The sequence below is a fragment of the Streptosporangium sp. NPDC000509 genome (genome assembly GCF_042898365.1).
Taxonomy (GTDB): domain Bacteria; phylum Actinomycetota; class Actinomycetes; order Streptosporangiales; family Streptosporangiaceae; genus Streptosporangium.
Window position 1 is genome coordinate 69652 of record NZ_JBIAYX010000021.1, and the last position, 23394, is coordinate 93045.

Below are 23394 nucleotides of genomic sequence, written 5' to 3' on the forward strand. Positions count from 1 at the left end.
GACGGGCGCCGCCCTCGGCGACCACACCTCCGGGGGAAGGCGCGTCCGCCCGCAGGGGTGACTCCCCGGCCGACGAGACCCGGGCCGCCGCAGGCACCCGGCCCGGCCCCCTCGCCGGAAACGGGTGCGCCGGGAGCCGCCCGCACGGCGTTGACCAGGCGTTTTCCGCTCGCCACAACGGGGGCACGCGTATGCCCGCAACTGCAATCGGTTGTACAAACTCGTCTCCCTGCGAGATTTTTCCATTCGGGCCCCAATAGGGAATACCGGGTCTGACCTGCGGTAATGCTAAAAGCTAACGTTACGGTTCGTGAGCCAGCTCACTGCAAAGGGTTGACGTATTAGTTCGTGACGCTATAGGAAAAGCGCATCCCATTCACCAACTCCCCGAAGGGCCAGTGATGACGCTGAGTCCCGCACCGGCGGGGACGGCCGAGATACCGGTCGCACCCCGGGAAAAGGCGGGTGCCCCCCGCCCAGGGCGTCTCAAGAGCTCCCGCGGCCGATCGCAGGCGCTGGCCGCCTATCTGTTCCTGGCCCCTTGGTTCATCGGCCTGTTCGCGATCACGCTCGGTCCGATGATCGCCTCGCTCTACCTGTCGTTCACCGACTACAGCCTGCTGAGCGAAGCCCACTGGGTGGGCCTGGACAACTACGAGAAGATGTTCGTCCAGGACGACCGGTTCATGGCCTCGCTGCAGGTGACGACCACCTATGTGGTGGTCTCCGTCCCGCTGCAGCTCGCCTTCGCCCTGGCGCTCGCGCTCGTGCTGGACAGGGGCCTGCGCGGCCTGCCGTTCTACCGCTCGATCTTCTACCTGCCGTCGCTGCTCGGGGGCAGCGTGGCGATCTCGATCCTCTGGCGGAAGATCTTCGGGACCGACGGCATCGTCAACTCGTTCCTCGGCCTGTTCGGCTACGAGGGCCACGGCTGGGTGACCAGCCCCGACACCGCGCTGTGGACGCTGATCATCCTGCACGTCTGGACGTTCGGCGCCCCGATGGTCATCTTCCTGGCCGGGCTCCGCCAGATCCCGCAGAGCCTGTACGAGGCGGCCGCGGTCGACGGCGCCGGCAGGTGGCGGAAGTTCCGCTCGATCACCCTGCCGCTGCTCACCCCGATCATCTTCTTCAACCTGGTGCTGGAGGTGATCAAGTCGTTCCAGTCCTTCACCCAGTCGTTCATCGTGAGCGGCGGCAACGGCGGACCGGTCGACTCGACCCTGTTCTACACGCTCTACCTCTACATCAAGGGCTTCAAGAACTACGAAATGGGTTACGCGGCCGGCATGGCCTGGGTGCTGCTGCTCATCATCGCCGCGCTGACCGCCGTCAACTTCCTCATGTCTCGATTCTGGGTTTTCTATGGCGACGACAAGTAAGCGCGTACCGGCCCTCTTCCGGCCCGCCCCGCGCCTGGTCAGGCACCTGCTGCTCATCGCCGCCGGGCTGCTCATGCTCTACCCGCTGCTCTGGATGGTCTCCAGCTCGTTCAAGCCCGAGGAGCTGATCTTCCGGGAGCCGGGGCTGATGCCGACCGCGGTGACGGCCGAGAACTACACCGAGGGCTGGAGCGCGCTCAAGCACTCCTTCGGCTACTACCTGTGGAACTCGGCGGTCCTCACCGCCCTGGCGGTGATCGGCAACCTGGCCGCCTGCTCGCTCGCGGCCTACGCCTTCGCCCGGCTGGAGTTCCCGCTGAAGAAGATGTGGTTCGCGATCATGCTCGGCTCGATCATGCTGCCGCACCACGTCACGGTCGTCCCGCAGTACATCGTGTTCGCCAAGATCGACTGGATCAACACGATCTGGCCGATCGTCGCACCGAAGTTCCTCGCGACCGACGCGTTCTTCATCTTCCTGATGGTGCAGTTCATCCGCACCCTTCCCCGGGAGCTGGACGAGGCGGCGGCGATCGACGGCGCGGGCCAGTGGCGCACGTTCACCCGGGTGATCATGCCGTTGTGCGTCCCGGCGCTCGCGACCACCGCGATCTTCACCTTCATCTGGACGTGGAACGACTTCTTCACCCAGAACCTCTACCTGACCAACTCCGACAACCTCACCGTTCCCGTCGCGCTCCGGCAGTTCATGGACTCCAGCGGCGAGTCCTCCTGGGGGCCGCTGTTCGCGATGTCGATCATCTCGCTCGGCCCGATCTTCGGATTCTTCCTGGCGGGCCAGAAGTATCTCATCCGCGGTATGGCGACCACCGGTCTCAAATAACCCTCCCCATCCCCCACCCCCCGGAGGTATCCCGATGAAGCGTATCCTGGCGGCCACCGCCATCACCCTGCTCGCCGTGTCGGCAACCGCCTGCGGCAGCGACGACAGCGGTGATTCCGGCGGGAAGACGAAGGTCGTCTTCTCGTACTGGGGCAGCGACGCCCGGCAGAAGCTGACCGAGTCGGCCATCGCCGCTTTCGAGAAGAAGAACCCGACGATCGACATCGAAGGCGACTTCTCCGACTGGGACAGCTACTACGAGAAACTGGCCACCAAGACCGCGGCCGGCGACGCCCCGGACGTCATGTCCATCGAGATCCGCGGCCTCGCCGAGTACGCGGGCCGCGCCACCCTCGCCGACCTCACCGGCAAGCTGAACACCGCCGACCTCGACCAGGAGGTGCTCAAGGCCGGTCAGATCGACGGCAAGCAGTACGCCGTCCCCACCGGCGTCAACACCTTCCCGATCATCGTCAACAGGGCGACGGTGGAGAAGGCGGGCGAGAAGGTCCCCGACGACACGACCTGGACCTGGGACGACTACATCTCGATCTCCCAGAAGGTGACCGAGAAGGGCGACGGCAAGATCTGGGGCACCGAGTGGAACGTGAACCCCGCCTTCCTGCAGCTGTTCGCCGCCCAGCGCGGGGAGCAGTTCTACAAGGACGGCAAGATCGGCATGTCGGAGCAGACCATCAAGGACTGGTGGGCCCTGCTACAGAAGATCGTCTCCACCAAGGCCGGCCCCGGCGCCGCCCAGATGCTGGAGACCGGCACCAAGGTCGACCAGGCACTGCTCGCCACGAACGCGAGCGCGTTCGGCAGCTGGTGGAGCAACCAGCTCACCGCGCTGAACAAGGGCTCCGGCCAGGAACTCGACCTGCTGCGGATGCCCAAGGCCGAGGGCGCGACCACCGCCGGCATGTTCCTGCAGCCGGCGATGTACTACACGATCTCGTCGAAGACCGAGCAGGCCGAGGCCGCGCAGAAGTTCGTCGAATTCCTCGTCAACGACCCCGAGGCCGGCGCCATCCTGCTCAGTGACCGCGGCCTGCCGACCAACGCCAAGGTCGTCGACGCCGTCAAGGACAAGCTCACCCCGACCGACCAGAAGGTGCTCGCCTTCATCGACTCGATCAGGAGCGAGCTGAGCCCGATCGTGATCCCGCCGAAGGGCGCGATGGAGATGGAGGACATCCTCAAGCGCGCCAGTGACTCGGTGCTGTTCGGCAAGGCCTCCGCGGACGACGCGGTGAAGTCCTTCCTCAACGAGGCCAACGCCGCCATCTCCCAGTGACCGGCCTCCCCTGACGTGTGCCGTACGGCTCGCGCCGAGCCGTACGGCACACCTGCCACTTTCCCGTCCCCCTGATGGAGTTCCTGATGCGATACGCCTTCGTCGGACTCGGCCACCGGGTGCAGCTGTACATCGACGCGCTGCTCGGCGAGTGGGGCGACACCGGCGAGATCGCCGCCCTCTGCGACGTCAACCGGACCCGGATCGGCTACTACCTCGACCGGATCGGACGCGACGTCCCGAGCTTCGCGCCGCACGAGTTCGGCAAGCTGCTCCAGCTCGCCGACGCCGTCGTGGTCGCCACCGTCGACGCAGCCCACGCCCGTTACGTCGTCGCCGCGCTGGAGGCGGGCAAGGACGTCATCGTGGAGAAGCCGCTGTGCACCACCGCCGAGGACTGCGCGGCCATCGTCGAGGCCGCCGAGCGCAGCACCGGCCGGCTCGTCGTCACCTTCAACTACCGCTACTCGCCGCGCAACAGCGCCGTCCGCCGGCTGATCGCCGACGGGGCGATCGGCGACGTCGCCTCCGTGCACTTCGAGTGGGTGCTCGACACCATCCACGGAGCCGACTACTTCCGCCGCTGGCACCGCGACAGGTCCAGCTCAGGCGGGCTGCTGGTGCACAAGTCCACCCACCACTTCGACCTGGTCAACTGGTGGCTGGCCGACACCGCCCGCTCCGTCTACGCCCGGTCGGCGCTGCGCTTCTACGGAGCCGCCAACGCCCGCGCCCGTGGCCTGCTCGACCGGCCACGACGCGCTCACGGCGCACCGGAACTCGGCACCGACCCCTACCTCCTCGACATCTCCGCCGATCCCCGGCTCAAGCGCCTGTACCTGGACGCCGAGCACGAGGACGGCTACATCCGCGACCAGGACGTGTTCGGCGAGGGCGTGAGCATCGACGACAACATGGCCGTCCTCGTCGGCTACTCGCGCGGGGCGACGCTCACCTACTCACTCAACGCCCACGGACCCTTCGAGGGCTACCGGGTGGCCTTCAACGGCACCGCGGGACGGCTGGAGCTGGAGGTCGTCGAACGCGCCTGGACCCCGCCGCGCGCCGCGATCGACCCGACCGCCGCCGACAAGGCCCACGCCCCCGGCGCCTTCGAGCGGCTCGTCCTGCACCGGCACTGGAGCGAACCGGAGGAGGTCGCCATCCCCTCGGGCGCGGGCGGCCACGGCGGCGGCGACGCCCTCATGCTGAACGACGTCTTCCGCGGCGCGGGCGAGGATCCGCTGGGCCGCCAGGCGGGACACCTCGCGGGCGTCGCCGGCGTGATGGTCGGGATCTCGGCGAACCTCTCCGCCGCGACCGGCGCCCCCGTTCTCCTCGACGGGGACGGCACCCGGCTCGCGAGCTGACCCGGTGGAACCGGGCGCGCCGTCGAAGCGAGCGGATCGCCCGGGGACGCGGAGTCGTTCACATCGGGTTTGCAGGGCGGAGCCTAACTTCGCTCCCATGCGAAAGACTCTTCCTGCGATCACGGCCGTCCTGGTGGCGGCGACCCTGGCGGCGTGCGGCGCCGGTCCCGGCGGCCCCCGGCCGCCACGGGCCACCGAGTCCGGCGCCCCCCGGTGCGACCACCGGCTGGAGGTGGCGTTCGGCGCGTGGGCCGACGCGGGGTTCAGCGGATCGATCGCGATCCTCGAAAACGGCAGGGCCACCTGCCTCGCCGCCTACGGCACCGCGGACGACGCCACGGGAAGGCCGAACACTCCGCAGACGGTGTTCAGCATCGGATCGGTCACCAAGGCGTTCACCGCGGCGGCGGTGTTCGCCCTGGTCGAGGAGGGAAGGCTCGCGCTCGACGACCGGGCGGGGAAGATCCTTCCCGAGCTGGGCGGCGCCGCGGCCAAGGCGACGGTGAGGCAGTTGCTGCTGCACACCGGCGGGCTCAACGGCTCACACGGTCACGGTGACTACGAGCCGCTCGACCGGGACGCCGCGGTGGCGGCGATCGGCGCGTTGAAGCCGGCCTTCAAGCCCGGCCGCGGCTACCTGTACTCCAACGCCGGCTACACCTTGCTCGCGCTCATCGTCGAGAAGGTGTCGGGCAGGAGTTTTCGCGCCTATCTGGCCGAGAGGGTCCTGCGACTGCCCGACGGCCGGGTCGCGGGAGGATTCTGGGAGGGCGAGCCGGCCGTGATGGGGCCTCGGGCCGTCGGGCGGCTCGACAACGGCACGATCGGCCGCTCAGGCGGCTTCGCCGGGCCGTACTGGGCGGTGGAGGGCAACGGCGGCCTCGCGATGACCATGCGGGATCTGGCGACCTGGACGCACGCGCTGTTCACCGGAGGGCTGCTCTCCCGCGAATCGGCCGAGATCATCGGCAGGCCGGGGCACGATCTGGGCGACGGCAGGTCCGAGACCCCGGGGTGGGTGGCGTTCGACAGGTCGCTGTTCGGGGAGCCGTTCCTGAGCACCGCGGGGGGCGGCGGCGACGTCGGCCACAACACCGCCGTCGCGTGGATCCCCGGGCAGGAGCGGGTGGTCGCGATATCGGCGAACAAGCCGGAGGTGAGCGCCGAGGACCTGCTGCGGGTGGTGGGGCCGGCGCTGCTCGCCGGCGGCCCGCTGCCCACCCCCACCGCAGCGGCCCGCGGCGGCGGTGGCGATCTCGCCACTATCGTCGGGTCGTACGAACTGAAGACGGGAGGCTCCCTCGACGTGAGCACCTCCGACGGCGGGCTGACGGTCTCGGCCACCGGCCCCGACGCGGTCGCGGCGCTGTTCCCGCCCCGCGATCCCACCGCGGGCGATTCGCGCGGGCACGACGAGCGCGTGCTGGCGCTGCTGGCCGGTAAGACGCAGGAGGGCCGCAAGGAACGCGCGTCCCTGGAGGCCGCCTTCGGGCCCCTCGGCGCCGTCACACCTGCCGGCACGGTGACCGGCGGCGGCCAGGTGCGCACCTACGTCACCCTCACCGCCGGAACGCGACCGGTCCTCGGCTGGTACTCCGTCAACGAGCAGGGAGGTATCGAGGCGGCCGAGGTTCCCACGAAGGCCCCGGAACTGACCTTCGTCGCCTCCGGAGACGGCCGCTACCGTCCCGACGACCCGGCCGGCACCGGGCCGCGGGTGAGCCTCTCCTTCAGGGACCGGCAGCTGCTCGTCTCCCGGGCGGACGGGACGACGTCCGCACGACGGGCCGGCTGACGCGCCGTGCGTATCCTCCTCGTCGAGGACGACCCCGATCTGGCCGAGGTGGTCGCCCTCGGCCTGCGCAACGAGTCGTACGCGGTCGACCTGGCGGCGACCTACCGCGAGGCGGAGGAGGCACTGCGGACCACGGCCTACGACGTGGCCTGCTTCGACCTCTCCCTGCCCGACGGCGACGGGCTCGACCTGGTGCGCCGGCTCGCCGGCGATCCCGACCTGCACCGGCCCCGGCGCACGCTCGTGCTGACCGCCCGCGACGCCGTCGCCGACCGGGTGGCCGGGCTGGACGCCGGCGCCGACGACTATCTCGTCAAGCCGTTCCACTTCACCGAGCTCGTCGCCCGGTTGCGGGCACTGGGCCGGCGCGCCGACGAGCACGGATCGATCCTGCGGGTGGGCGAGCTCACTCTCGACCTCACCGCTCACCGGGTCTGGCGGTCCGGCGCCGAACTCGATCTCACCTCGCGCGAGTACGCGCTGCTGCGCTATTTCATGCACCATCCCGGCGTGACGCTCTCGGCCGAGGACCTGCTGGAGCACGTGTGGGACGCCCACGCCAACCCCTTCACCGCCTCGGTGCGGGTCATCCTCAGCCGGCTTCGCAGGAAGCTCGGCGAGCCCGCCCTGATCTTCACGATCACCAACGTCGGCTACCGGCTGGAGAGGCCTCCCTCATGATCCGTCCCTGGCGGTCACTGCGCGCGCGCCTCGCCGTGCTCGGATTCCTCGCGATCTACCTCCCGGTTCTGCTGCTGTTCGGCGTGGTCCTCGTGACCGACACCGAGACGACCTTCCAGACGCTCGACGGCGCGACAAGCATCCGGAGCACCTCGGTGCACAGGTCGGCGTGGGTCAGCTGGACCATCCTCGCGCTCGCCCCGGCCGCCGCCGCGCTGGCCTGGTGGTGGGCGGGCCGGGCGACGGCCCCGATCGAGCGGGTCCGCGCGGCGGCCGACGACATCGGCGGAACGGACCTGAGCCGGCGTATCGCCCTGGAGCGCGGGCCGGCCGAGGTGATGGCCCTGGCCGCCGCCTTCGACGCCATGCTCGACCGGCTGGAGCGGGCCGCCGCCACGCAGTGGCGGCTGATCGACGAGACCAGCCACGAGCTGCGCGTACCGCTGTCGGTGCTGATGACCAACGCCGAGGTGCTCCTCGACCACCCCGCGCCCACCGTCGAGATCTACCGGCGAGGGCTGGAACGCTCGCGAGCGGCGTCCGAGCGGCTTCAGACGACGATCGACCACCTGCTGGTCGACGCCCGTGCGCGGGCCCGCGCCGTCGACCGGCGGCCGGCCGACCTGATGGCCCTGGTACGCGGCGTCGTCGAGCAGGCCGGCGTGCTGGCGGCCGGCAAGGAGATCGGCCTGTCGGTCACCGGCCCGCCCAGCGCCGTGTGCTCCGTCGACGAGCCCACCGTGAACCGCGCGATCTCCAACCTCGTCGACAACGCGATCAGATACGCCCCGGCCGGCTCGCGGGTGGAGATCGACGTCGAGGTCGGCGACACCGAGGCGACGCTGGTCGTGACCGACCACGGCCCGGGCATCCCCGCCGACGAACGGGAACACGTCTTCCAGCGCTTCTGGCGTGGCCGACGTGACGTCCCCGGCACCGGTCTCGGCCTGCCGATCGCCAGGCAGATCGCCCTGGCCCACGGCGGCGACCTCACCCTGGATCCTCCCCACCCGGGCGGCGGCTGTGCCTTCCGGCTCACCTTGCACCGCTTTGTATGAGCGCTGTTATATTAGCGCTATGACATCTTTGGACCCCACCGCCTCCCCCGGACGATGGGACGCGGTTCACGCCATGCTGGCCGCCCTGGACGCCCAGATCGAAACCGTGTACGTCGAGCGGGGCATCGAGGGAGTACGCCCCCGGTTCGCCTATCCGTTGATCCGCCTCGCCCACACCGGCCCGCTGACGATCCGTGAACTCGCGGACTCACTGGGCCGCTCGCACTCGGCGATGAGCCAGACGATCACGGCGATGCGGCGCGAAGGGCTGGTCGACTCCGAGCTCGGCACCGACGCCCGCACACGCCGCATCACCCTGACCGGCCGCGGCCGCGCCCTCATCCCCTTCCTCGAGGCCGAGTGGCGCGCGACCGAGGCCGCCGTCGCCGAGCTCGACGACGAGGTCCCGCACGCGCTCAGCGCCGTCGTCGCCGAGCTGGAGCGCGCCCTGGCACGGCGGCCCATGCGAGACCGGATCCTCGCCCACCTCGACGAGCCGTCCGCCGCCCCGGCGGAGCCGTCCCCGTGACCTGGCGCGAACGGCTGATCGACGTCCGTCCCCTGCGCACCAGCCGGCCTTTCCGCGACCTGTGGATCGGATCCTCCCTCGCCTCGCTCGGCCAGCAGGTCGCCGGGGTCGCCGTCCTCCTGCAGGTCTGGGACCTCACCCGCAGCCCGCTCTGGACCGGCGCCATCGGCCTCGCCACAGCCGTACCCCTCCTCGTGCTCGGACTGGTCGGCGGATCGCTCGCCGACGCCGTCGACCGCAGGAACCTCGTCCGCGCCACCACCGCGGGCCAGGTCCTGATGGCCGTGGGCCTCGTGGCGCAGGCCGCCGCGGGCAACCGCTCCGTCCCGCTGCTGCTCGCCCTGATCGCCGCGCAGTCCGGCTGCGCGGCGCTCGGAGCCCCGGCGAAGCGCACCTTCCCCGTCCGATTGCTCCCCGCAGACCAGGTCGCCGCCGGGCTCGCCCTGCAGAACGTCGCCTTCCAGGCCTCCATGCTCGCCGGACCGGCCCTCGCCGGCCTCGTGCTCGCCCAGTGGCACTATCCCGCCGCGTACGCGATCCAGGCCCTCGCCGGCGTCGCGTCGCTGATCGCCGTGATGCGGCTGCCCGCGATGGCCGTCTCACGCACCGGCGACGAGCGGCCGCCCGCCGACGGCGCGCACCGGCCGCGCGGTCCGGCCGACGGAGGCCGGCGGATCATCCTGCGGCGCCCTACCCTGTGGGGCGCCTTCGCCGCCGACCTCGCCGCCACGGTCCTCGCCATGCCGATCGCGCTCTTTCCCCTGATCAACGAGATCCGCTTCGAGGGCGACCCCCGGACGCTGGGGCTCTTCCTGTCCGCGATCGCGGTCGGCGGGCTCGGTGCGGGCCTGCTGTCCGGAACCGTCACCCGGCTGCACCGCGGCGGCCTCGTCCAGCTCGTCGCGGCCACACTCTGGGGTCTCGCCCTGGCCGGCTTCGGCCTGGCGGGGCCGCTCTGGCTCGCCCTCGGCTGCCTCGTGATCGCCGGTGCGGCCGACACCGTCGCCGTGGTCACCCGCAGCGCACTGGTCCAGCTCGAGACACCCGACCGTTACCGCGGGCGGGTCTCCTCGGTCGAGCATGTCATCGGCGTCGCCGGCCCGGAGGCCGGCAACTTCCGCGGGGGACTTCTCGCCTCCCTCACCTCCGCGCCCGTCGCGCTCGTCGCGGGCGGCCTCGCGGCCGCCCTCTGCGTCGTCGCCGTCGGCCTGGTCAACCGCCCCCTGCGCGACTACCGCACCCCGTCCGGACGCGAGGAACGCGAAGCAGGTGAGGCGCCTCCACTTCCCGACGCGGCACCCGATCGCGAGATGTCACCCGGGTGCTGAGCCGCACATGGTTCGCCGGAGACGGCGGACGGCACGAGCCCGCTATGAACGCCGTCACGAACGCCGTCAAGAAGGAGTTTCGCGCGACGCGGCCCGCAGAGAGGCGGGCGGTTCACCGCCGCCGGCCACCTGCTCGATCAGTTCGAGGACGGCTCCGGGACCGCCGTTCACCCGGAGCCATCGGCTCACCCGGCACGCGGCCTTGGCGTACGCGTCCGGGTCGGCTTTCGCCGTGCGCAGCCACTCATCGAGCGTCCGAGGCGGCGCCTCCCCCTCGGGAACCCGGCAGCGGTCACCGGCCGTGTCGGGCTTCAAGTAGCGGAGGTCGTCGGAGACCACGACGGCCAGTCCCTCGTCGAACCACTGCGGGAGCGGCACCGCACCGGACCCGAGGCGGGCGTGCACCTCGACGTGCGACATCTCGTGTGAGGCGATCATCGGGTTGACACCGCCCGGCGACAGCATGATCGCACGGTTCAGCACAGCGATCCCGCGCTCCCCGCCACCGCCGATTCTGCGGTAGCACGAGGCGGTGAGGCAGGCCAGGATGTCGGGAGAGCTCCGGCGCCCGCCGTAGAAGTCCGCCACCCGCCGGTCGGCCATGTCGATCACCTCCACCACCTGCCGCTCCCTGTCCGCCGGCAGGCCGGACTCCACGTACAGGCCCGGCCTGACCTGTCTCATCCCGTAACAGGTCGGGCAGGTCGTGGCCGCGACCGAGGGGAAGGCGAGCGCGATGCCCGCCACCGCGACCACGACCAACCCCGCGACGACGACCGGCAGCCACCGCCACACCCTGTACTTCCGGCTCATCACGCCACTCCCCATGTCGACGTCGCCGACGAGCGCGGCGCGGTCGCCACCGTCCGATTCCCCACCGGCTCGATCATCCCCCAGTTGCTCAACGCCTCCTGAACGATAGGGAACGCGACCGCCGCGACGGCCTCACCGAGCTCGCCGACCTGCCCGGGCGCGGCGATCCGCGCCTCGACACGGACTCCGTGAGACCTCGGCGGGAGGTGCTCACCTACGCATCTCCGTCAGTCGGTGCCGAACTCCATCGCGGCGCGGTCGAGCATCTCGTCGTCGCCGGAGACCTCGCCGCGTGAGGCGATGGCCTCCGCGCCTCCGCGTGGCATCGCGCCGATCAGCCCGGTCGAGGCCGCCTGGGCGGCGCCGATGAGCGCGGGATGGGTGGTGCCGACCATGCCGAGGCCGGCGTACTGCTCCAGCTTGGCGCGCGAGTCGGCGATGTCGAGGTTGCGCATGGTGAGCTGGCCGATCCGGTCAACCGGGCCGAACGCCGAGTCCTCGGTGCGCTCCATCGACAGCTTGTCCGGGTGGTAGCTGAAGGCCGGTCCCGAGGTGTCCAGGATCGAGTAGTCCTCACCGCGGCGCAGCCGCAGCGTCACCTCTCCGGTGATCGCCGTGCCGACCCAGCGCTGCAGCGACTCTCGCAGCATCAGCGCCTGCGGGTCGAGCCAGCGGCCCTCGTACATCAGCCGGCCGAGCCGCCGTCCCTCGTTGTGGTAGCTCGCCAGGGTGTCCTCGTTGTGGATCGCGTTGACCAGCCGCTCGTACGCCGCGTGCAGCAACGCCATCCCCGGCGCCTCGTAGATGCCCCGGCTCTTGGCCTCGATCACCCGGTTCTCGATCTGGTCGGACATGCCCATGCCGTGCCGCCCGCCGATCGTGTTCGCCTCCATCACCAGGTCGACGGGGGTGGCGAACTCCTTGCCGTTGATCGTCACCGGGCGGCCCTGCTCGAAGCCGATGGTCACGACCTCGGGGGCGATCTCGACCTCGGGATCCCAGAATCGCACGCCCATGATCGGGTTCACGGTCTCGATGCCGGTGTCGAGGTGCTCCAGGGTCTTGGCCTCGTGGGTGGCGCCCCAGATGTTGGCGTCGGTCGAGTATGCCTTCTCGGTGCTGTCACGGTAGGGCAGGCCGTGGGCGAGCAGCCACTCCGACATCTCCTTACGGCCGCCGAGCTCGGAGACGAAGTCGGCGTCCAGCCAGGGCTTGTAGATGCGCAGGTGGGGGTTGGCGAGCAGGCCGTAGCGGTAGAACCGCTCGATGTCGTTGCCCTTGAACGTCGAGCCGTCGCCCCAGATCTGCACGTCGTCGTCGATCATCGCCCGGACCAGCAGGGTCCCGGTGACGGCGCGGCCGAGCGGCGTGGTGTTGAAGTAGGGGCGTCCGGCCGAGCGGATGTGGAACGCGCCGCAGGTGAGCGCGGCCAGGCCCTCCTCGACCAGCGCCGCGCGGCAGTCGACCAGGCGTGCGATCTCGGCGCCGTACGCCAGCGCGCGGCCGGGCACCGAGGCGATGTCGGGCTCGTCGTACTGGCCGATGTCGGCGGTGTAGGTGCACGGAACGGCACCCTTGTCGCGCATCCACGCGACGGCGACCGAGGTGTCGAGGCCGCCGGAGAAGGCGATGCCGACGCGCTCGCCCGCGGGCAAGGAGGTGAGAACCTTGGACATGAGACAAGAGTATGCATCACGACGCATGACTATGCAAAATTCCGGCCCTCCACCTCTAGAAGCAGCCCGACTTCTTGCCCCGTCTATCGAAAGTCGATACATTTACATCGTTGATCGATAGAAGGAGAGACGATGGGAAGATTAACGGTGCTCGCGCTTCGCGCCGTGCTCGTGGTGTTGCTCGCCGGATCGGTGTTCGTCCAGACGGTGATGGTGCCGCTGTTCGCCGTCGACCTGGAGGCGCTCGACGCGGACGTCGCGTACCTGCGCGCCCCGCTCCTCGTGATCGTCTTCCTGGGCGTCGTCACGATCCAGGTCGTCCTGGTCTGCGTGTGGCGGCTGGTGACGATGGTGCGACGCGGAACCGTGTTCTCCCACGCCGCCTTCCGGTACGTTCACATCGTGATCGGCGCGATCACGGCGGCCGCCCTCCTGGTGTTCGCGCTCGCGGTCGTCCTGGCGCCGGGCGACCCGGTCCCTCCGGGCATGGTCCTGCTGATCTGCGGGGCCGCCACGGCGGTCCTGGGGGTGGCGCTCGTCGTGCTCGTGCTGCGGATGCTGCTCGCCCAGGCCGTCGCCCGTGACGTGGAGGCGGCCCGGATGCGGGCGGAACTGGAGGAGGTGATCTGATGCCGATCACCGTCGACATCGACGTCATGCTGGCCAAGCGGAAGATGTCCGTGGGCGAGCTCGCGGACCGCGTCGGGATCACACCCGCCAACCTGGCGGTGCTCAAGAACGGCCGCGCCAAGGCGGTGCGCTTCACGACGCTCGCCGCGCTCTGCGAGGTGCTGGAGTGCCAGCCGGGAGACCTGCTGCGCTGGCAGGCCGAGGACGCCGCGGACGGATGAGACCGGCGCTCGGCGCCGGGATCCGGCGGCCCGTGTCAGCGCCCCCCACCGTCCTCCTGCGCCGATCACCGGGATCTCAGTGTCTCGCGGAAGCTCTCCGCGAGCAGTCTCAGACCGGGTTCGACCCTCTCCGCGGGGATCGAACCGTACCCGAGCAGCAGTCCCGCCCGCGTGGAGGTCTCGCCGTAGTAGGGGGCGAGGTCCTGCAGCGCGATACCCGCCTTTCGCGCGTACGCCCTCACCGGAGCCGTGTCGGCCCCGGCGGCCGGGGTCAGATAGGCGCAGAGGTGGAGGCCGGCGGCGGAGGGAACCGGCTCCAGCCAGTCGCGAAGCTCATGCCGCAGGACGGTGACGATTCGCTCGCGGCGGGCCGCGTACTCACGCGTCGCCCTGCGGACGTGCCGCCCGAGCAGGCCCTCGTCGATGAAAGCGGCCAGCGCCGCCTGGCTGGAAAGGTCTCCGCACCAGTCGGTGAGCCGCTTGGCGGCACGCAGGGCGGGCTGGAGCGAGGCGGGGGCGACCAGGAAGCCCAGCCTCAGCATCGGCAGCATCGTCTTGGAGAAGGAGCCGACGTAGATGACGTGGCCGCCGCGGTCGAGGCTCTGGAGCGGTTCGAGCGGACGGTCCTCGAAACGGAACTCGCTGTCGTAGTCGTCCTCGATCACCACGGCCCCGCGCCGCCCGGCCCAGTCGAGCAGCGCGGCGCGGCGGCCGAGGGACATCGGCATCCCCAGGGGGAACTGATGCGACGGTGTGACGTAGACGAGGCGGGCGGAGTCGGGAAGGGCCGCCACGTCCAGTCCCTCCTCGTCGACGGGGACGCCGACGACCCGCGCGCCCAGCGACTCGAACAACAGCCTGGCCGGAGGGTAGCCGGGCTCCTCGACGGCCACGCGGCAGCCGGGCTCGATCATGACGCGGCCGATCAGGTCGAGTGCCTGCTGGGCTCCCTGCGTGACGAGAACGTCGTCGGCGCCCGCCCGCACGGAGCGGGAGAGGCCGACGTGGCGGGCGAGCGCCTCTCGCAGTCCCGCGTGTCCTGAGGGGTCGCCGTAACCGGCGGAGCGTGCCAGCGCCGGGCGCAACTCGCGGGTGACAAGCCTGCGCCACGTTTCGAGCGGGAACAGCTGCCTGTCGGGAACGCCCACCCCGAAGTCGTAGACCGGCTCCCCTTCCGGTTCGGCCGGCGGTGCGGTCTCGAGGCGCCAGTGGCGGCGGGGACGTACGCCGCCCGCGGGCGCGTTCCTCGAACGGACTCCGGTGAGGGGCCCGGCGAGGGGCTCGGTGCACACGAAGGTGCCCGCCCCGACCTGGCCGACGAGAATTCCCTCGGCGGCCAGCCGCTCGTAGGCGACGGCCACGGTGTTGCGCGACACGTCGAGCCGCCGCGCCAGCTCCCGGGTCGCGGGCAGGCGCTCCCCCGGGCGCAGGCGGCCGTCGAGGACGGCGTCCAGGAGCTGCCGGTAGATGCGGGCGGACAGGTCGCCGCGCCCGCTGAGGCTCACGTGAAAATCCATCTCGCCCTCTCGGATTGGCCCAATGAGTTGACCTCATATTGGATCTTATGCGGGGTCAATCGGCTCCTTAGGGTTGCCCCTGGGCCGGCGAGGAGCCATGCCGGCCACGTAGCGACCGAGGAGTCCCGTGTTCAGCCGGATCATGCCCCCTGCCGGGCCGCCCAGAGTCCTCGCCCTCGCGCAGCTCACCAATTCCATCGGGGACGGCGCGTACTACGTGTGCTCGGCGCTCTACTTCATCCGGATCGTGGGACTCTCGCCGACCCAGGTCGGCTTCGCGCTCACACTCGGCTGGGCCGTCGGGTTCGTGGCGGGGGTCCCGCTCGGCCACCTCGCCGACCGCCGTGGACCTCGCGGCACGGCGGTCCTGCTCGCCGTCGCCACCGCCGCCTCGGTGGGCTCGTTTCTGTTCGTCCGCTCCTTTCCCATGTTCGTGCTGGTCGCCTGCCTGTACGCGACCTCGCAGTGCGGTCTCGCCGCGGCCAGGCAGGCGCTGCTCGCCGGGCTGGTGGACAGGGAGCGGCGCACCCGGATCCGGGCCCACCTGCAGGCGACGGCGAACGCCGGGCTGGCGGTCGGCGCCGCGCTCGGCGGGGTGGCACTGCACCTCGACACCCGGGCCGCCTACCTGACGGTCCTCGCGATGGACGCGCTGAGCTTCCTGCTCTCGGCCCTGATCCTGCTCCGTCTTCCCCCGGTGCCGCCCACCGCGGCCGCGCCGGCGGGCGAACCGGCACTGGCGGTGCTCAGGGACAGGCCGTACGCGCTCGTCTCCCTGCTCAACATGGTCACGCTGCTGAACATGCCGCTGCTCAGCCTGGTCATCCCCCTGTGGATCGTCCAGCGGACCGAGGCCCCGAGCTGGACGGTCTCGGCCCTGCTGGTCCTCAACACCCTGGGCGTCGTGCTGTTCCAGGTACGGGTGGCCCGGCGGGTCACGGATCTGGAGACCGCCTCCCGGTCCGTACGGCGGGCGGGTGCGGTGCTGTTCGCCGCGTGCGCGGTGTTCGCCCTGTCGTCGGCCTGGTCATCGGCGTGGGCCGCCGCGTTCGTCCTGCTTCTCGCGGCCTGTCTGCAGGTGTTCGGCGAGATGGCGCACGCCTCCGGCGCCTGGGAGATCGGGTTCGATCTCGCCCCCGCCGACAGGCAGGGCCAGTACCAGGGTTTCTTCGGATCCGGTGCGGCGGTCGCCAGGATGCTCGGCCCCCTGCTGCTCACGACGCTGATCCTCACCTGGGGAACTCCGGGTTGGCTGGTGCTCGGCGGCCTGTTCCTGCTGGCCGGCCTCGCCACGGGACCGGCCGTGCGCTGGGCCCTGCGGACCCGGCGCACGGAGCCGATCACGGCGACGGGTGGCCGGTGAGACGGACAGCCCATGCCGCGGTGGAAGCGGTGGCGCGCTGCCCGCGCCGGACCGCCCTCGCTTTCCCGCTTTCCGCTTTTCCGCGAAAAACGGTTTGTGGCTCCACCACCTCGGACAGCATGCTGGACGTCGTGCCGATCAGAGATGCGACGCCCGGCGACTGGCCGGCGATCTGGCCTTTCCTTCACCGGATCGTGTCCGCCGGTGAGACCTACACCTGGGACCGCGACGTCAGCGAGGAGCGGGCCCGGGAGATGTGGTTTCCCGGGCCTCCGGGCCGCACGGTCGTCGCCGTCGACGCCGACGGGACCGTCCTGGGCTCGGCCAAGATGAATCCCAACCACATGGGGCCCGCCTCGCACATCGCCAGCGCGAGCTTCATGGTCGACCCCGGCCACGCCGGGCGCGGCGTCGGGCGGGCCCTGGGCGAGCACGTCCTGGAGTGGGCGCGCGCCGAGGGCTACCGGGCGATGCAGTTCAACGCCGTCGTGGAGACCAACACCCGGGCGGTGGCACTGTGGCGCTCGCTGGGCTTCGAGGTGCTGGCGACCCTGCCGGAGGGCTTCGAGCATCCGGGCAAGGGCTACGTCGGACTGCACATCATGTACAGGTCCCTCTGATCGCGCGGCGCCGGTGGGGTCGCGGGTGACCGCGACCCCACCGGCGCCGTGACCGTGGAGGTGCTTCTCGCGCCGGGTGTCACGCACCGCAGGGCGGACGGACTCGCTCGCGGTGGATGTGCGCTCCGCACCCCCGATGTCGCGCACGGTGCGGCGGACGGACTCGCTCGCGGTGGACGGCCGGTGTTCAGCCGAGGTCGAAGAAGATCGTCTCCTTCTCGCCCTGCAGATGGACGTCGAAGCGGTGGACGCCCTCTCGCTCCGGCGTGGCCAGCAGCGTGTGCGCGCGCTCGGACGGCATCGAGTCGAGGAAGGCGTCGTGGGCGAGGTAGATCCGGGTGTAGAGGTGGTGCAGCAGGCCGCGGGCGAACACGCACACGCTGATGTAGCCGTTGCCCGGCACGAGGGTGCGCAGCGTCCAGCGGCCGTCGGCGTCGGTGGGAACCCTGCCGAAGCCGGTGAAGTCGACACCGTTCCTGCCGAGGACCGCGCCGTTCACCGCGTCGCGGCGCAACGTGCCCGGCGCGCCGGTGAGGTCGCCGGACGGGGCGGCCTGCCAGAACTCCAGCAGCGCGTCCGGCACCGGGGCGCCGGCGCCGTCGTAGACGTGGCCGTGCACGATGATCCCGCCGGTCGCGATGTCGCCGCCGCCGGGGAACGGGAGCGCGTAGCCGTAGAAGGGGCCGACGGTCTGCGAGGGGGTGGGGTTCATCGAAACTCCTTGAGCGCGGAGACCCCGGGCTTCGGCCCTGGGGAGGACGTCAACGGCTCTCCTCCGTCCAGGTGGCGGCGGGGCCGTCCAGGACGATGTCCCACCGGTAGCCGAGGGACCACTCGGGGACGGACAGGTCGTGCTCGTAGGCGGCGACCAGGCGCTGCCTGGCCCGGTCGTCGGTCACGGAGTTGAGGATGGGGTCGTAGGGGAACAGCGGGTCGTTCGGGAAGTACATCTGGGTGACCAGGCGCTGGGCGAAGGCGGTGCCGAAGACGGAGAAGTGGATGTGCGCGGGACGCCAGGCGTTGACGTGGTTGCGCCACGGGTAGGCGCCGGGCTTGATCGTGGTGAAGGCGTAGCCGCCGTCGCCGTCGGTGAGGCAGCGGCCCACCCCGGTGAAGTTGGGATCGAGCGGGGCCGGGTGGTCGTCGCGCTGGTGCGGGTAGCGGCCGGAGGCGTTGGCCTGCCATATCTCCACGAGCTGGCCGCGCACCGGGCGCCCGTTCCTGTCCAGGACGCGGCCGTGCACGGTGATGCGCTCGCCCAGCGGCTCGCCGAGATGCTGCCTGGTCAGATCGGCGTCGAGCGCGGTGACGTCGGTGACGCCGAAGACCGGCCCGGTGAGCTCGGCCGCGTCCGGGTCCTTGAGCGCGATCAGCGGTTGCCCGGGGTGGCGGAGCGCGGTGCTGCGGTAGGGGGCGTAGTCGCGGGACGGGTGGTGCCTCTCCCCGCCGTCCCCGGCTACGCGGAGCTCGCGGAGCTCGGCGATCTCGCGGTCGATGTCGGCCTGCGTGGGCGGTGTTGACATGAACTCCTACCTTCCGGGAACGAGGGCCGGACTCCGGCCGGAGCCGGGCGCGAGGGTCCTGGTGTCGTGCGCGGCGGGATCGTCGGCGCCCTGACGGCCGGACGGTGCGCGTACGGCGTCCTCGGCGAAGACCGTCCTCACCCTCTCACCCGCGCGCCCGTACGATCGCGCAGTTGCGCCGGGCTCACCCCGGGCGCGGTCTCCACCAGCGCCAGTCCTTGCTCCGTGACGTCGAGGACTCCGAGGTCTGTGATGATCCGGTGTACGCACTCCTTGCCCGTGAGGGGCAGCGAGCACTCCTCGACGATCTTCGGCGAGCCGTCCTTCGCGGTGTGCTCCATGATCACGATGACCCTGCGGGCGCCGTGCACCAGGTCCATCGCGCCGCCCATGCCCTTCACGAGCCTGCCGGGGACCATCCAGTTGGCGAGGTCGCCGCGTGCCGAGACCTGCATCGCGCCCAGCACCGCCACGTCGATGTGCCCGCCGCGGATCATGCCGAACGACAGCGAGGAGTCGAAGAACGACGCGCCCGCGAGCACGGTCACGGTCTCCTTGCCGGCGTTGATCAGGTCGGGGTCGACGTCGCCGGGAGCGGGGTAGGGGCCGACGCCCAGGATCCCGTTCTCCGAGTGCAGGATCACGTCCACCTCCGCCGGCAGGAAGGAGGGGATGCGGGTGGGCAGGCCGATGCCGAGGTTGACGTAGTCGCCGTCGCGCAGCTCGGCCGCCGCGCGCGCGACCATCTGGTCACGGCTCCAGCTCATGAGGCGTCCTCCCCCGGGGAGGCGGGAGCGGAGGTGGTGCGCCGTTCGACGGACTTGTCGGTGGCCTGCTCCGGGGTGAGCCGCACGACGCGCTGGACGAACACGCCCGGCAGGTGGACCTCGTCGGGGTCGAGCTCGGTCAGCTCCTCGACCTCGGCGATCGTGATCCGTCCGGCCATCGCGGCCAGCGGGTTGAAGTTCGCGGCGGCCTTGTTGAACACGAGGTTGCCGTACCGGTCTCCCCTGGCCGCCCGCACCAGCGCGAAGTCGGTGGTGATGCCGTACTCCAGCACGTGGTCCCGTCCGCCGAACTCGCGCACCTCCTTGGGCGGCGAGGCGAGCGTCACCGAGCCGTCCGGGCCGTGCCGCAACGGCAGCCCGCCCTCGGCGACCGGCGTGCCGACCCCGGCCGGGGTGTAGAAGGCGGGGATGCCGCAGCCTCCCGCGCGCAGCCGCTCGGCCAGGCTGCCCTGCGGGGTCAGCTCCACCTCCAGCTCCCCGCTCAGATACTGGCGGGCGAACTCCTTGTTGTCACCGATGTAGGAGGCCGTCACCCGGCCGATCCGCCCGGCCGCGAGCAGGACGCCCAGGCCGCCGCCGTCCACTCCGCAGTTGTTCGACACCACGCCGATGCCGCGTACACCCGTGTCGTACAGGGCCTGGATCAGCACGTTCGGGATGCCGCTCAGGCCGAACCCGCCCACCGCGAACGACGCGCCGTCGCGCACGTCCGCCAGCGCCTCCGCGGCGTCGGCGACCACCTTGTCCCTGCGCACGACACTCCGTCCCGTCATGCGTTCGCTCTGCGAACTCTAGTTCACTATTCGCATCCGAGTATGTTTATCCCTGACTTTCCTGTCAAAGCACCTTCGCCGCCCGGAGGGGGAACCGGCGCCGGCGCCCGGTCCGTCGCAACGCGCCACGGCGGCCTTCTCGGTCATGGCGTATCGGGCGCGCAGATCCCCGCCCTCGCCCCACGTCACCCCCGATGCCCGCGGCCGGTCCGTCGACGCCCCGGGCCCCATCACCACACCGACGACCTCGCCGCGCCGCTCACAGGTGTCGTAGCCGATCGCGGAGTGTACGCGCGACCTGCGCCATGAGCGCCTCGGCCCCGGGCTGGTCGATGGCCGGCACACGAGACTCGGTGAGCACGACGACTCCGAAGACCTGACCGTCGGCGTGCTCGACGACGCCGATCTCGTGGCGGAGGTTGAGAAGCGTTCCGGTCTTCGAGGACCACTTCGAGGCGTCGGAACTGAAATCGGGTGCCAGCCGATGCCGCAGCACGTTGTCGGCCATGAGGGTCCGTACGCGCTCGCTGACGCCGGCGTCGATCCGGGACGGCGTCCACAGTGCCTGCAGGAGTTCCATCAGCGCTCGCGCGGTTCCCGAGTTCGCGTGGGTCACGTCCAGGAGCGGGAGGCGATGTCCTCGCCCGGCCGTACCCGCTTCGATGGCGAGGAAATGGGCCAGATGGGCGTCTGTCGGGTCGAGGCGTGCCGTCGGGGTCTCGGAGAGTTCCCGCATGGTGTGACGCACCGCGATGCCCTGAAGCCCCAGTCCGTGCAGCAGCGCCGAGACCTCGGCGGGCGGGGTGAAGGTGAACAGCGCGTCCGCCGCGATGTTGTCGCTCACGGCGATGCTGAGGTAGAGCAGGTCGTCGATGGCGATCCGGGCCGGGTGCCGGAACCTGCTCAGCCCGGTCGGCCCCGAGGTGGTGATCCCGCCCGGTCGCACGATGACCTGCGTGGAACCGTCGAGTTCGCCCCTGCGGATGCGTTCGAGCGTCGCGACGGCGAGCGGGACCTTGACGACCGAGGCGATCGGGAACTCCAGATCCGGCTCGATACCGATCTCCTCGCCGGAACGCAGGTCCCGGACCAAGAACGATCCGTTCAGTCCGGCGTCGTCGAGCGTTCCTCGCAGTTCGCGGATCAGGGTCTCGACGTTCACGGCGCCCCTCCGTCCTGGTCGTGCGCGCCCAGGCAGCGGGCGATCGCGTGCCACAGCCGGGTACGGATGCGTTCCGCGTCGTCCCTGACGGCGGCGACGACATCGAATCCGCGGACGGGCTGGATCTCACCGATGGGGCGCCAGTGCAAACCCAGTTCCTCGGCCTGCTTGGACGAGCACAAAAGGAGATCCGTCGAGCCGAGGACCTCGGCGGTGGCGGCGGCGAGCGCGGTGGAGACGGTGACCTGCGTTGGCTGGAGACCGACGGCGTCCCGGATCCGGAACATCCGGTCGCGGATGTGGGGGACGTCGTCCTCGGGCTGGATCCAGACCCGGCTCCTGTGCGACGACCGCGCGGCTCGACCGGCCCGCAGGGTCTCGACGTAGACGGTGTCCGCGATCTGGTCCGTGGCGCCGGCGAGTCCGAGCCTCACCGACCAGGTCGCGTCGCTCGGCGGTACCGCCGCGAGGGCGGCGCGGACCTCACGAGAGCGGACGAGTTCCGTCCGCCCGGCCGGGGCGGCGGCCTGAAGGTCGAGGTAGACGCCGTTGCGGCGCGCCTCCGCGTCGAGCCGTGCCAGATCGCGCGTGGTGCAGACGTCGGGAACGACGAGGCGAAGGGGGTTGCGCCTGGCTCGTTTCGCCTCGTGCTCCATGTCGTCCACCAGGCGCACGAGACGCTTCGCCCACGGCAGCATGTCACGGCCGAACTGCGTGAGCCGCGCTCCGCGCGACGACCGATCGAACAACCGCTCCCCGAGGTGTGTCTCCAGGGCGGCGATGCGGCGGCTCGCGACCGACTGCGGCACCCGGGTGGCCGCCGCGCCCTCCGTGAAGCTTCCCCGCTCGCTCACGTTGACGAACGCTCTGCACGCTCCGACGACGTCCACGCCGCAAGCGTATGCCATTTCAGCATGGAATCGGCCATTTCTGTCTTTGACGGCATCAAACGCCAGCGCGAGACTCTCACCGAATCCCATCGACCGCCGGAAGGCATCGCATGCTCACTCGTTCCGTTCGACGCGCCACCCTCTCGGCGCTGGCCTCACTCATGCTCATCCCTGTGGCAGGTGCCCCCTCGGCAGCCCACGCGACCGCCGCTCCGCCGGTGACGACACCGGCGGCCGCCGAGCGGGTCTTCAAGGAGTTGCGCGCGCTGGAGACGTCCTTCAAGGGCCGGATCGGCGCGTACGCCGTGGACACGGCCACCGGCAAGACGGTGACGTACCGGGCCGGTGAGCGTTTCCCGCTGCTGTCCACCTTCAAGGCGCCCCTCTGCGCGGGCGTGCTGCACAGGGCGCGCACCGTTGAGCCCGGCCTGATGAACAAGGTCGTCAAGTGGACGGCCGCCGACGTGAAGCCCGGCTCGCCGGTCACCGAGAAGCACACCGACGACGGGCTCACCGTCGCGCGGCTGTGCGAGGCGACCATCACCCGGAGCGACAACACCGCGGCCAACATGCTGCTGAGGCGGATCGGCGGTCCCGCCGGGCTGACCCGCTACCTCCGGACGCTGAAGGACCCGATCTCCCGGCTGGACCGGTGGGAGACCGAGCTCAACGACTGGAGTCCCAAGGAGAGGCGTGACACCACGACGCCCGCGTCCATGGGCCGTACCCTGCGCGCGGTCACGGCGGGGAACGCCCTCAACGCCAAGGACCGGGAACGGCTGAACACCTGGCTGGTCGCGAACACGACGGGAGACAAGCGCATCCGGGCGGGCCTGCCCAAGACCTGGAAGATCGGCGACAAGACCGGCACGAACTCCGACGGATTCGGCGGCGGGCACGACATCGCCGTCATCTGGCCCAGGAAGGGCGTCGCTCCCATCATCATGGCGATCTACACCAACCGCACTCCGGGCCTCGCCACCGACGACAAGGCCATCGCGAAGACCGCCACCATCCTGGCCCGCGGGGGGGGGGGGGGGGGGTGTGGCCCCCCCCCCCCCCCCCCCCCGGCCCCCCCCCCCCCCAAACCACAAACCCCCCAGGCGCGCCGGGGGGCGGGGGGGGCGGGGGCGC

General features: G+C 70.8%; 24 protein-coding genes. 14 read left to right on the forward strand and 10 right to left on the reverse strand.

Translation table 11 applies throughout. From position 1 onward, the window contains the following. Window positions 1-401: 401 nt before the first annotated feature. The 9 genes from ACFY3D_RS32300 to ACFY3D_RS32340 all read left to right on the forward strand — a co-directional run bounded on the left by ACFY3D_RS32300 (window position 402) and on the right by ACFY3D_RS32340 (window position 10284). Window positions 402-1382 (forward strand): sugar ABC transporter permease, encoded by a 981-nt coding sequence (locus ACFY3D_RS32300; protein ID WP_362900985.1) that lies wholly within the window; start codon window positions 402-404, stop codon window positions 1380-1382. Continuing rightward, on the forward strand, window positions 1366-2226 hold the full coding sequence (locus ACFY3D_RS32305) for a carbohydrate ABC transporter permease (protein WP_389986525.1): 861 nt from the start codon (window positions 1366-1368) through the stop codon (window positions 2224-2226). Before ACFY3D_RS32300 ends, ACFY3D_RS32305 begins: the two co-directional genes overlap by 17 nt. Before the next feature lie 34 nt (window positions 2227-2260). Beyond that, the gene (locus ACFY3D_RS32310) at window positions 2261-3523 is read left to right on the forward strand and encodes an extracellular solute-binding protein (RefSeq protein WP_362900988.1); all 1263 of its coding nucleotides are present in this window, start codon (window positions 2261-2263) and stop codon (window positions 3521-3523) included. A 74-nt stretch (window positions 3524-3597) separates the two neighbouring features. After that, entirely contained in the window at window positions 3598-4893 is a 1296-nt protein-coding gene (locus ACFY3D_RS32315) for a Gfo/Idh/MocA family protein (protein ID WP_389986529.1), read from the forward strand. Between the two features lie 97 nt (window positions 4894-4990). After that, window positions 4991-6688: a serine hydrolase domain-containing protein gene (locus ACFY3D_RS32320; protein WP_389986532.1), complete on the forward strand. Its 1698-nt coding sequence runs from the start codon at window positions 4991-4993 to the stop codon at window positions 6686-6688. 6 nt (window positions 6689-6694) lie between these two features. Next, complete coding sequence (locus ACFY3D_RS32325; protein ID WP_389986535.1) at window positions 6695-7369, forward strand: response regulator transcription factor; 675 nt, start codon at window positions 6695-6697, stop codon at window positions 7367-7369. Then, entirely contained in the window at window positions 7366-8427 is a 1062-nt protein-coding gene (locus ACFY3D_RS32330) for an ATP-binding protein (RefSeq protein ID WP_389986538.1), read from the forward strand. The genes ACFY3D_RS32325 and ACFY3D_RS32330 overlap by 4 nt, the downstream gene beginning before the upstream one ends. A 19-nt stretch (window positions 8428-8446) precedes the next feature. After that, window positions 8447-8956 (forward strand): MarR family winged helix-turn-helix transcriptional regulator, encoded by a 510-nt coding sequence (locus tag ACFY3D_RS32335; RefSeq protein ID WP_389986541.1) that lies wholly within the window; start codon window positions 8447-8449, stop codon window positions 8954-8956. Next, complete coding sequence (locus tag ACFY3D_RS32340; RefSeq protein WP_389986544.1) at window positions 8953-10284, forward strand: MFS transporter; 1332 nt, start codon at window positions 8953-8955, stop codon at window positions 10282-10284. The genes ACFY3D_RS32335 and ACFY3D_RS32340 overlap by 4 nt, the downstream gene beginning before the upstream one ends. Window positions 10285-10350: 66 nt before the next feature. On the opposite strand, the gene ACFY3D_RS32345 is transcribed toward ACFY3D_RS32340, so the two are convergent. Together ACFY3D_RS32345 and argG are read right to left on the reverse strand one after the other, a co-directional pair. Then, window positions 10351-11097 (reverse strand): hypothetical protein, encoded by a 747-nt coding sequence (locus ACFY3D_RS32345; RefSeq protein ID WP_389986547.1) that lies wholly within the window; start codon window positions 11095-11097, stop codon window positions 10351-10353. A gap of 227 nt (window positions 11098-11324) precedes the next feature. Further along, window positions 11325-12773: an argininosuccinate synthase gene (gene argG / locus ACFY3D_RS32350; RefSeq protein ID WP_362901004.1), complete on the reverse strand. Its 1449-nt coding sequence runs from the start codon at window positions 12771-12773 to the stop codon at window positions 11325-11327. 132 nt (window positions 12774-12905) lie between these two features. Between argG and ACFY3D_RS32355 the strand changes: the two genes are divergently transcribed. Both ACFY3D_RS32355 and ACFY3D_RS32360 read left to right on the forward strand, forming a co-directional pair. Then, complete coding sequence (locus ACFY3D_RS32355) at window positions 12906-13403, forward strand: DUF2975 domain-containing protein (protein WP_389986550.1); 498 nt, start codon at window positions 12906-12908, stop codon at window positions 13401-13403. Further along, a complete protein-coding gene (locus ACFY3D_RS32360) occupies window positions 13403-13624 on the forward strand; it encodes a helix-turn-helix transcriptional regulator (RefSeq protein ID WP_350946189.1) in 222 nt (73 codons plus the stop codon). The genes ACFY3D_RS32355 and ACFY3D_RS32360 overlap by 1 nt, the downstream gene beginning before the upstream one ends. Before the next feature lie 65 nt (window positions 13625-13689). Here the strand turns inward: ACFY3D_RS32360 and ACFY3D_RS32365 are convergent, their stop codons facing one another. Then, entirely contained in the window at window positions 13690-15129 is a 1440-nt protein-coding gene (locus ACFY3D_RS32365; RefSeq protein ID WP_389986553.1) for a PLP-dependent aminotransferase family protein, read from the reverse strand. Window positions 15130-15268: 139 nt separating this feature from the next. Here ACFY3D_RS32365 and ACFY3D_RS32370 point away from each other — a divergent pair, with 139 nt between their 5' ends. Next, on the forward strand, window positions 15269-16504 hold the full coding sequence (locus ACFY3D_RS32370; RefSeq protein ID WP_389986556.1) for an MFS transporter: 1236 nt from the start codon (window positions 15269-15271) through the stop codon (window positions 16502-16504). Between the two features lie 131 nt (window positions 16505-16635). Then, window positions 16636-17124, forward strand: coding sequence for a GNAT family N-acetyltransferase (locus tag ACFY3D_RS32375; protein WP_389986559.1), 489 nt, complete (start codon window positions 16636-16638; stop codon window positions 17122-17124). 187 nt (window positions 17125-17311) lie between these two features. On the opposite strand, the gene pcaG is transcribed toward ACFY3D_RS32375, so the two are convergent. The 7 genes from pcaG to ACFY3D_RS32410 all read right to left on the reverse strand — a co-directional run bounded on the left by pcaG (window position 17312) and on the right by ACFY3D_RS32410 (window position 22260). Then, complete coding sequence (gene pcaG, locus ACFY3D_RS32380; RefSeq protein WP_350946193.1) at window positions 17312-17836, reverse strand: protocatechuate 3,4-dioxygenase subunit alpha; 525 nt, start codon at window positions 17834-17836, stop codon at window positions 17312-17314. Between the two features lie 49 nt (window positions 17837-17885). Continuing rightward, window positions 17886-18647, reverse strand: a complete 762-nt coding sequence (gene pcaH / locus ACFY3D_RS32385; RefSeq protein ID WP_362901016.1) for a protocatechuate 3,4-dioxygenase subunit beta — start codon at window positions 18645-18647, stop codon at window positions 17886-17888. 6 nt (window positions 18648-18653) lie between these two features. Beyond that, window positions 18654-18788: a hypothetical protein gene (locus ACFY3D_RS32390; protein WP_389986563.1), complete on the reverse strand. Its 135-nt coding sequence runs from the start codon at window positions 18786-18788 to the stop codon at window positions 18654-18656. Next, window positions 18785-19414, reverse strand: a complete 630-nt coding sequence (locus ACFY3D_RS32395) for a CoA transferase subunit B (protein WP_389986565.1) — start codon at window positions 19412-19414, stop codon at window positions 18785-18787. Before ACFY3D_RS32395 ends, ACFY3D_RS32390 begins: the two co-directional genes overlap by 4 nt. Beyond that, the gene (locus tag ACFY3D_RS32400) at window positions 19411-20208 is read right to left on the reverse strand and encodes a CoA transferase subunit A (RefSeq protein WP_389986568.1); all 798 of its coding nucleotides are present in this window, start codon (window positions 20206-20208) and stop codon (window positions 19411-19413) included. Before ACFY3D_RS32400 ends, ACFY3D_RS32395 begins: the two co-directional genes overlap by 4 nt. A gap of 259 nt (window positions 20209-20467) precedes the next feature. After that, a complete protein-coding gene (locus ACFY3D_RS32405) occupies window positions 20468-21370 on the reverse strand; it encodes a serine hydrolase (protein WP_389986571.1) in 903 nt (300 codons plus the stop codon). Beyond that, window positions 21367-22260: a LysR family transcriptional regulator gene (locus tag ACFY3D_RS32410; protein ID WP_389986574.1), complete on the reverse strand. Its 894-nt coding sequence runs from the start codon at window positions 22258-22260 to the stop codon at window positions 21367-21369. The genes ACFY3D_RS32405 and ACFY3D_RS32410 overlap by 4 nt, the downstream gene beginning before the upstream one ends. Before the next feature lie 173 nt (window positions 22261-22433). On the opposite strand from ACFY3D_RS32410, the gene bla reads away from it, so the two are divergent. Continuing rightward, on the forward strand, window positions 22434-23394 hold a 961-nt coding region (bla, locus tag ACFY3D_RS32415; RefSeq protein ID WP_389986577.1), incomplete at its 3' end, for a class A beta-lactamase.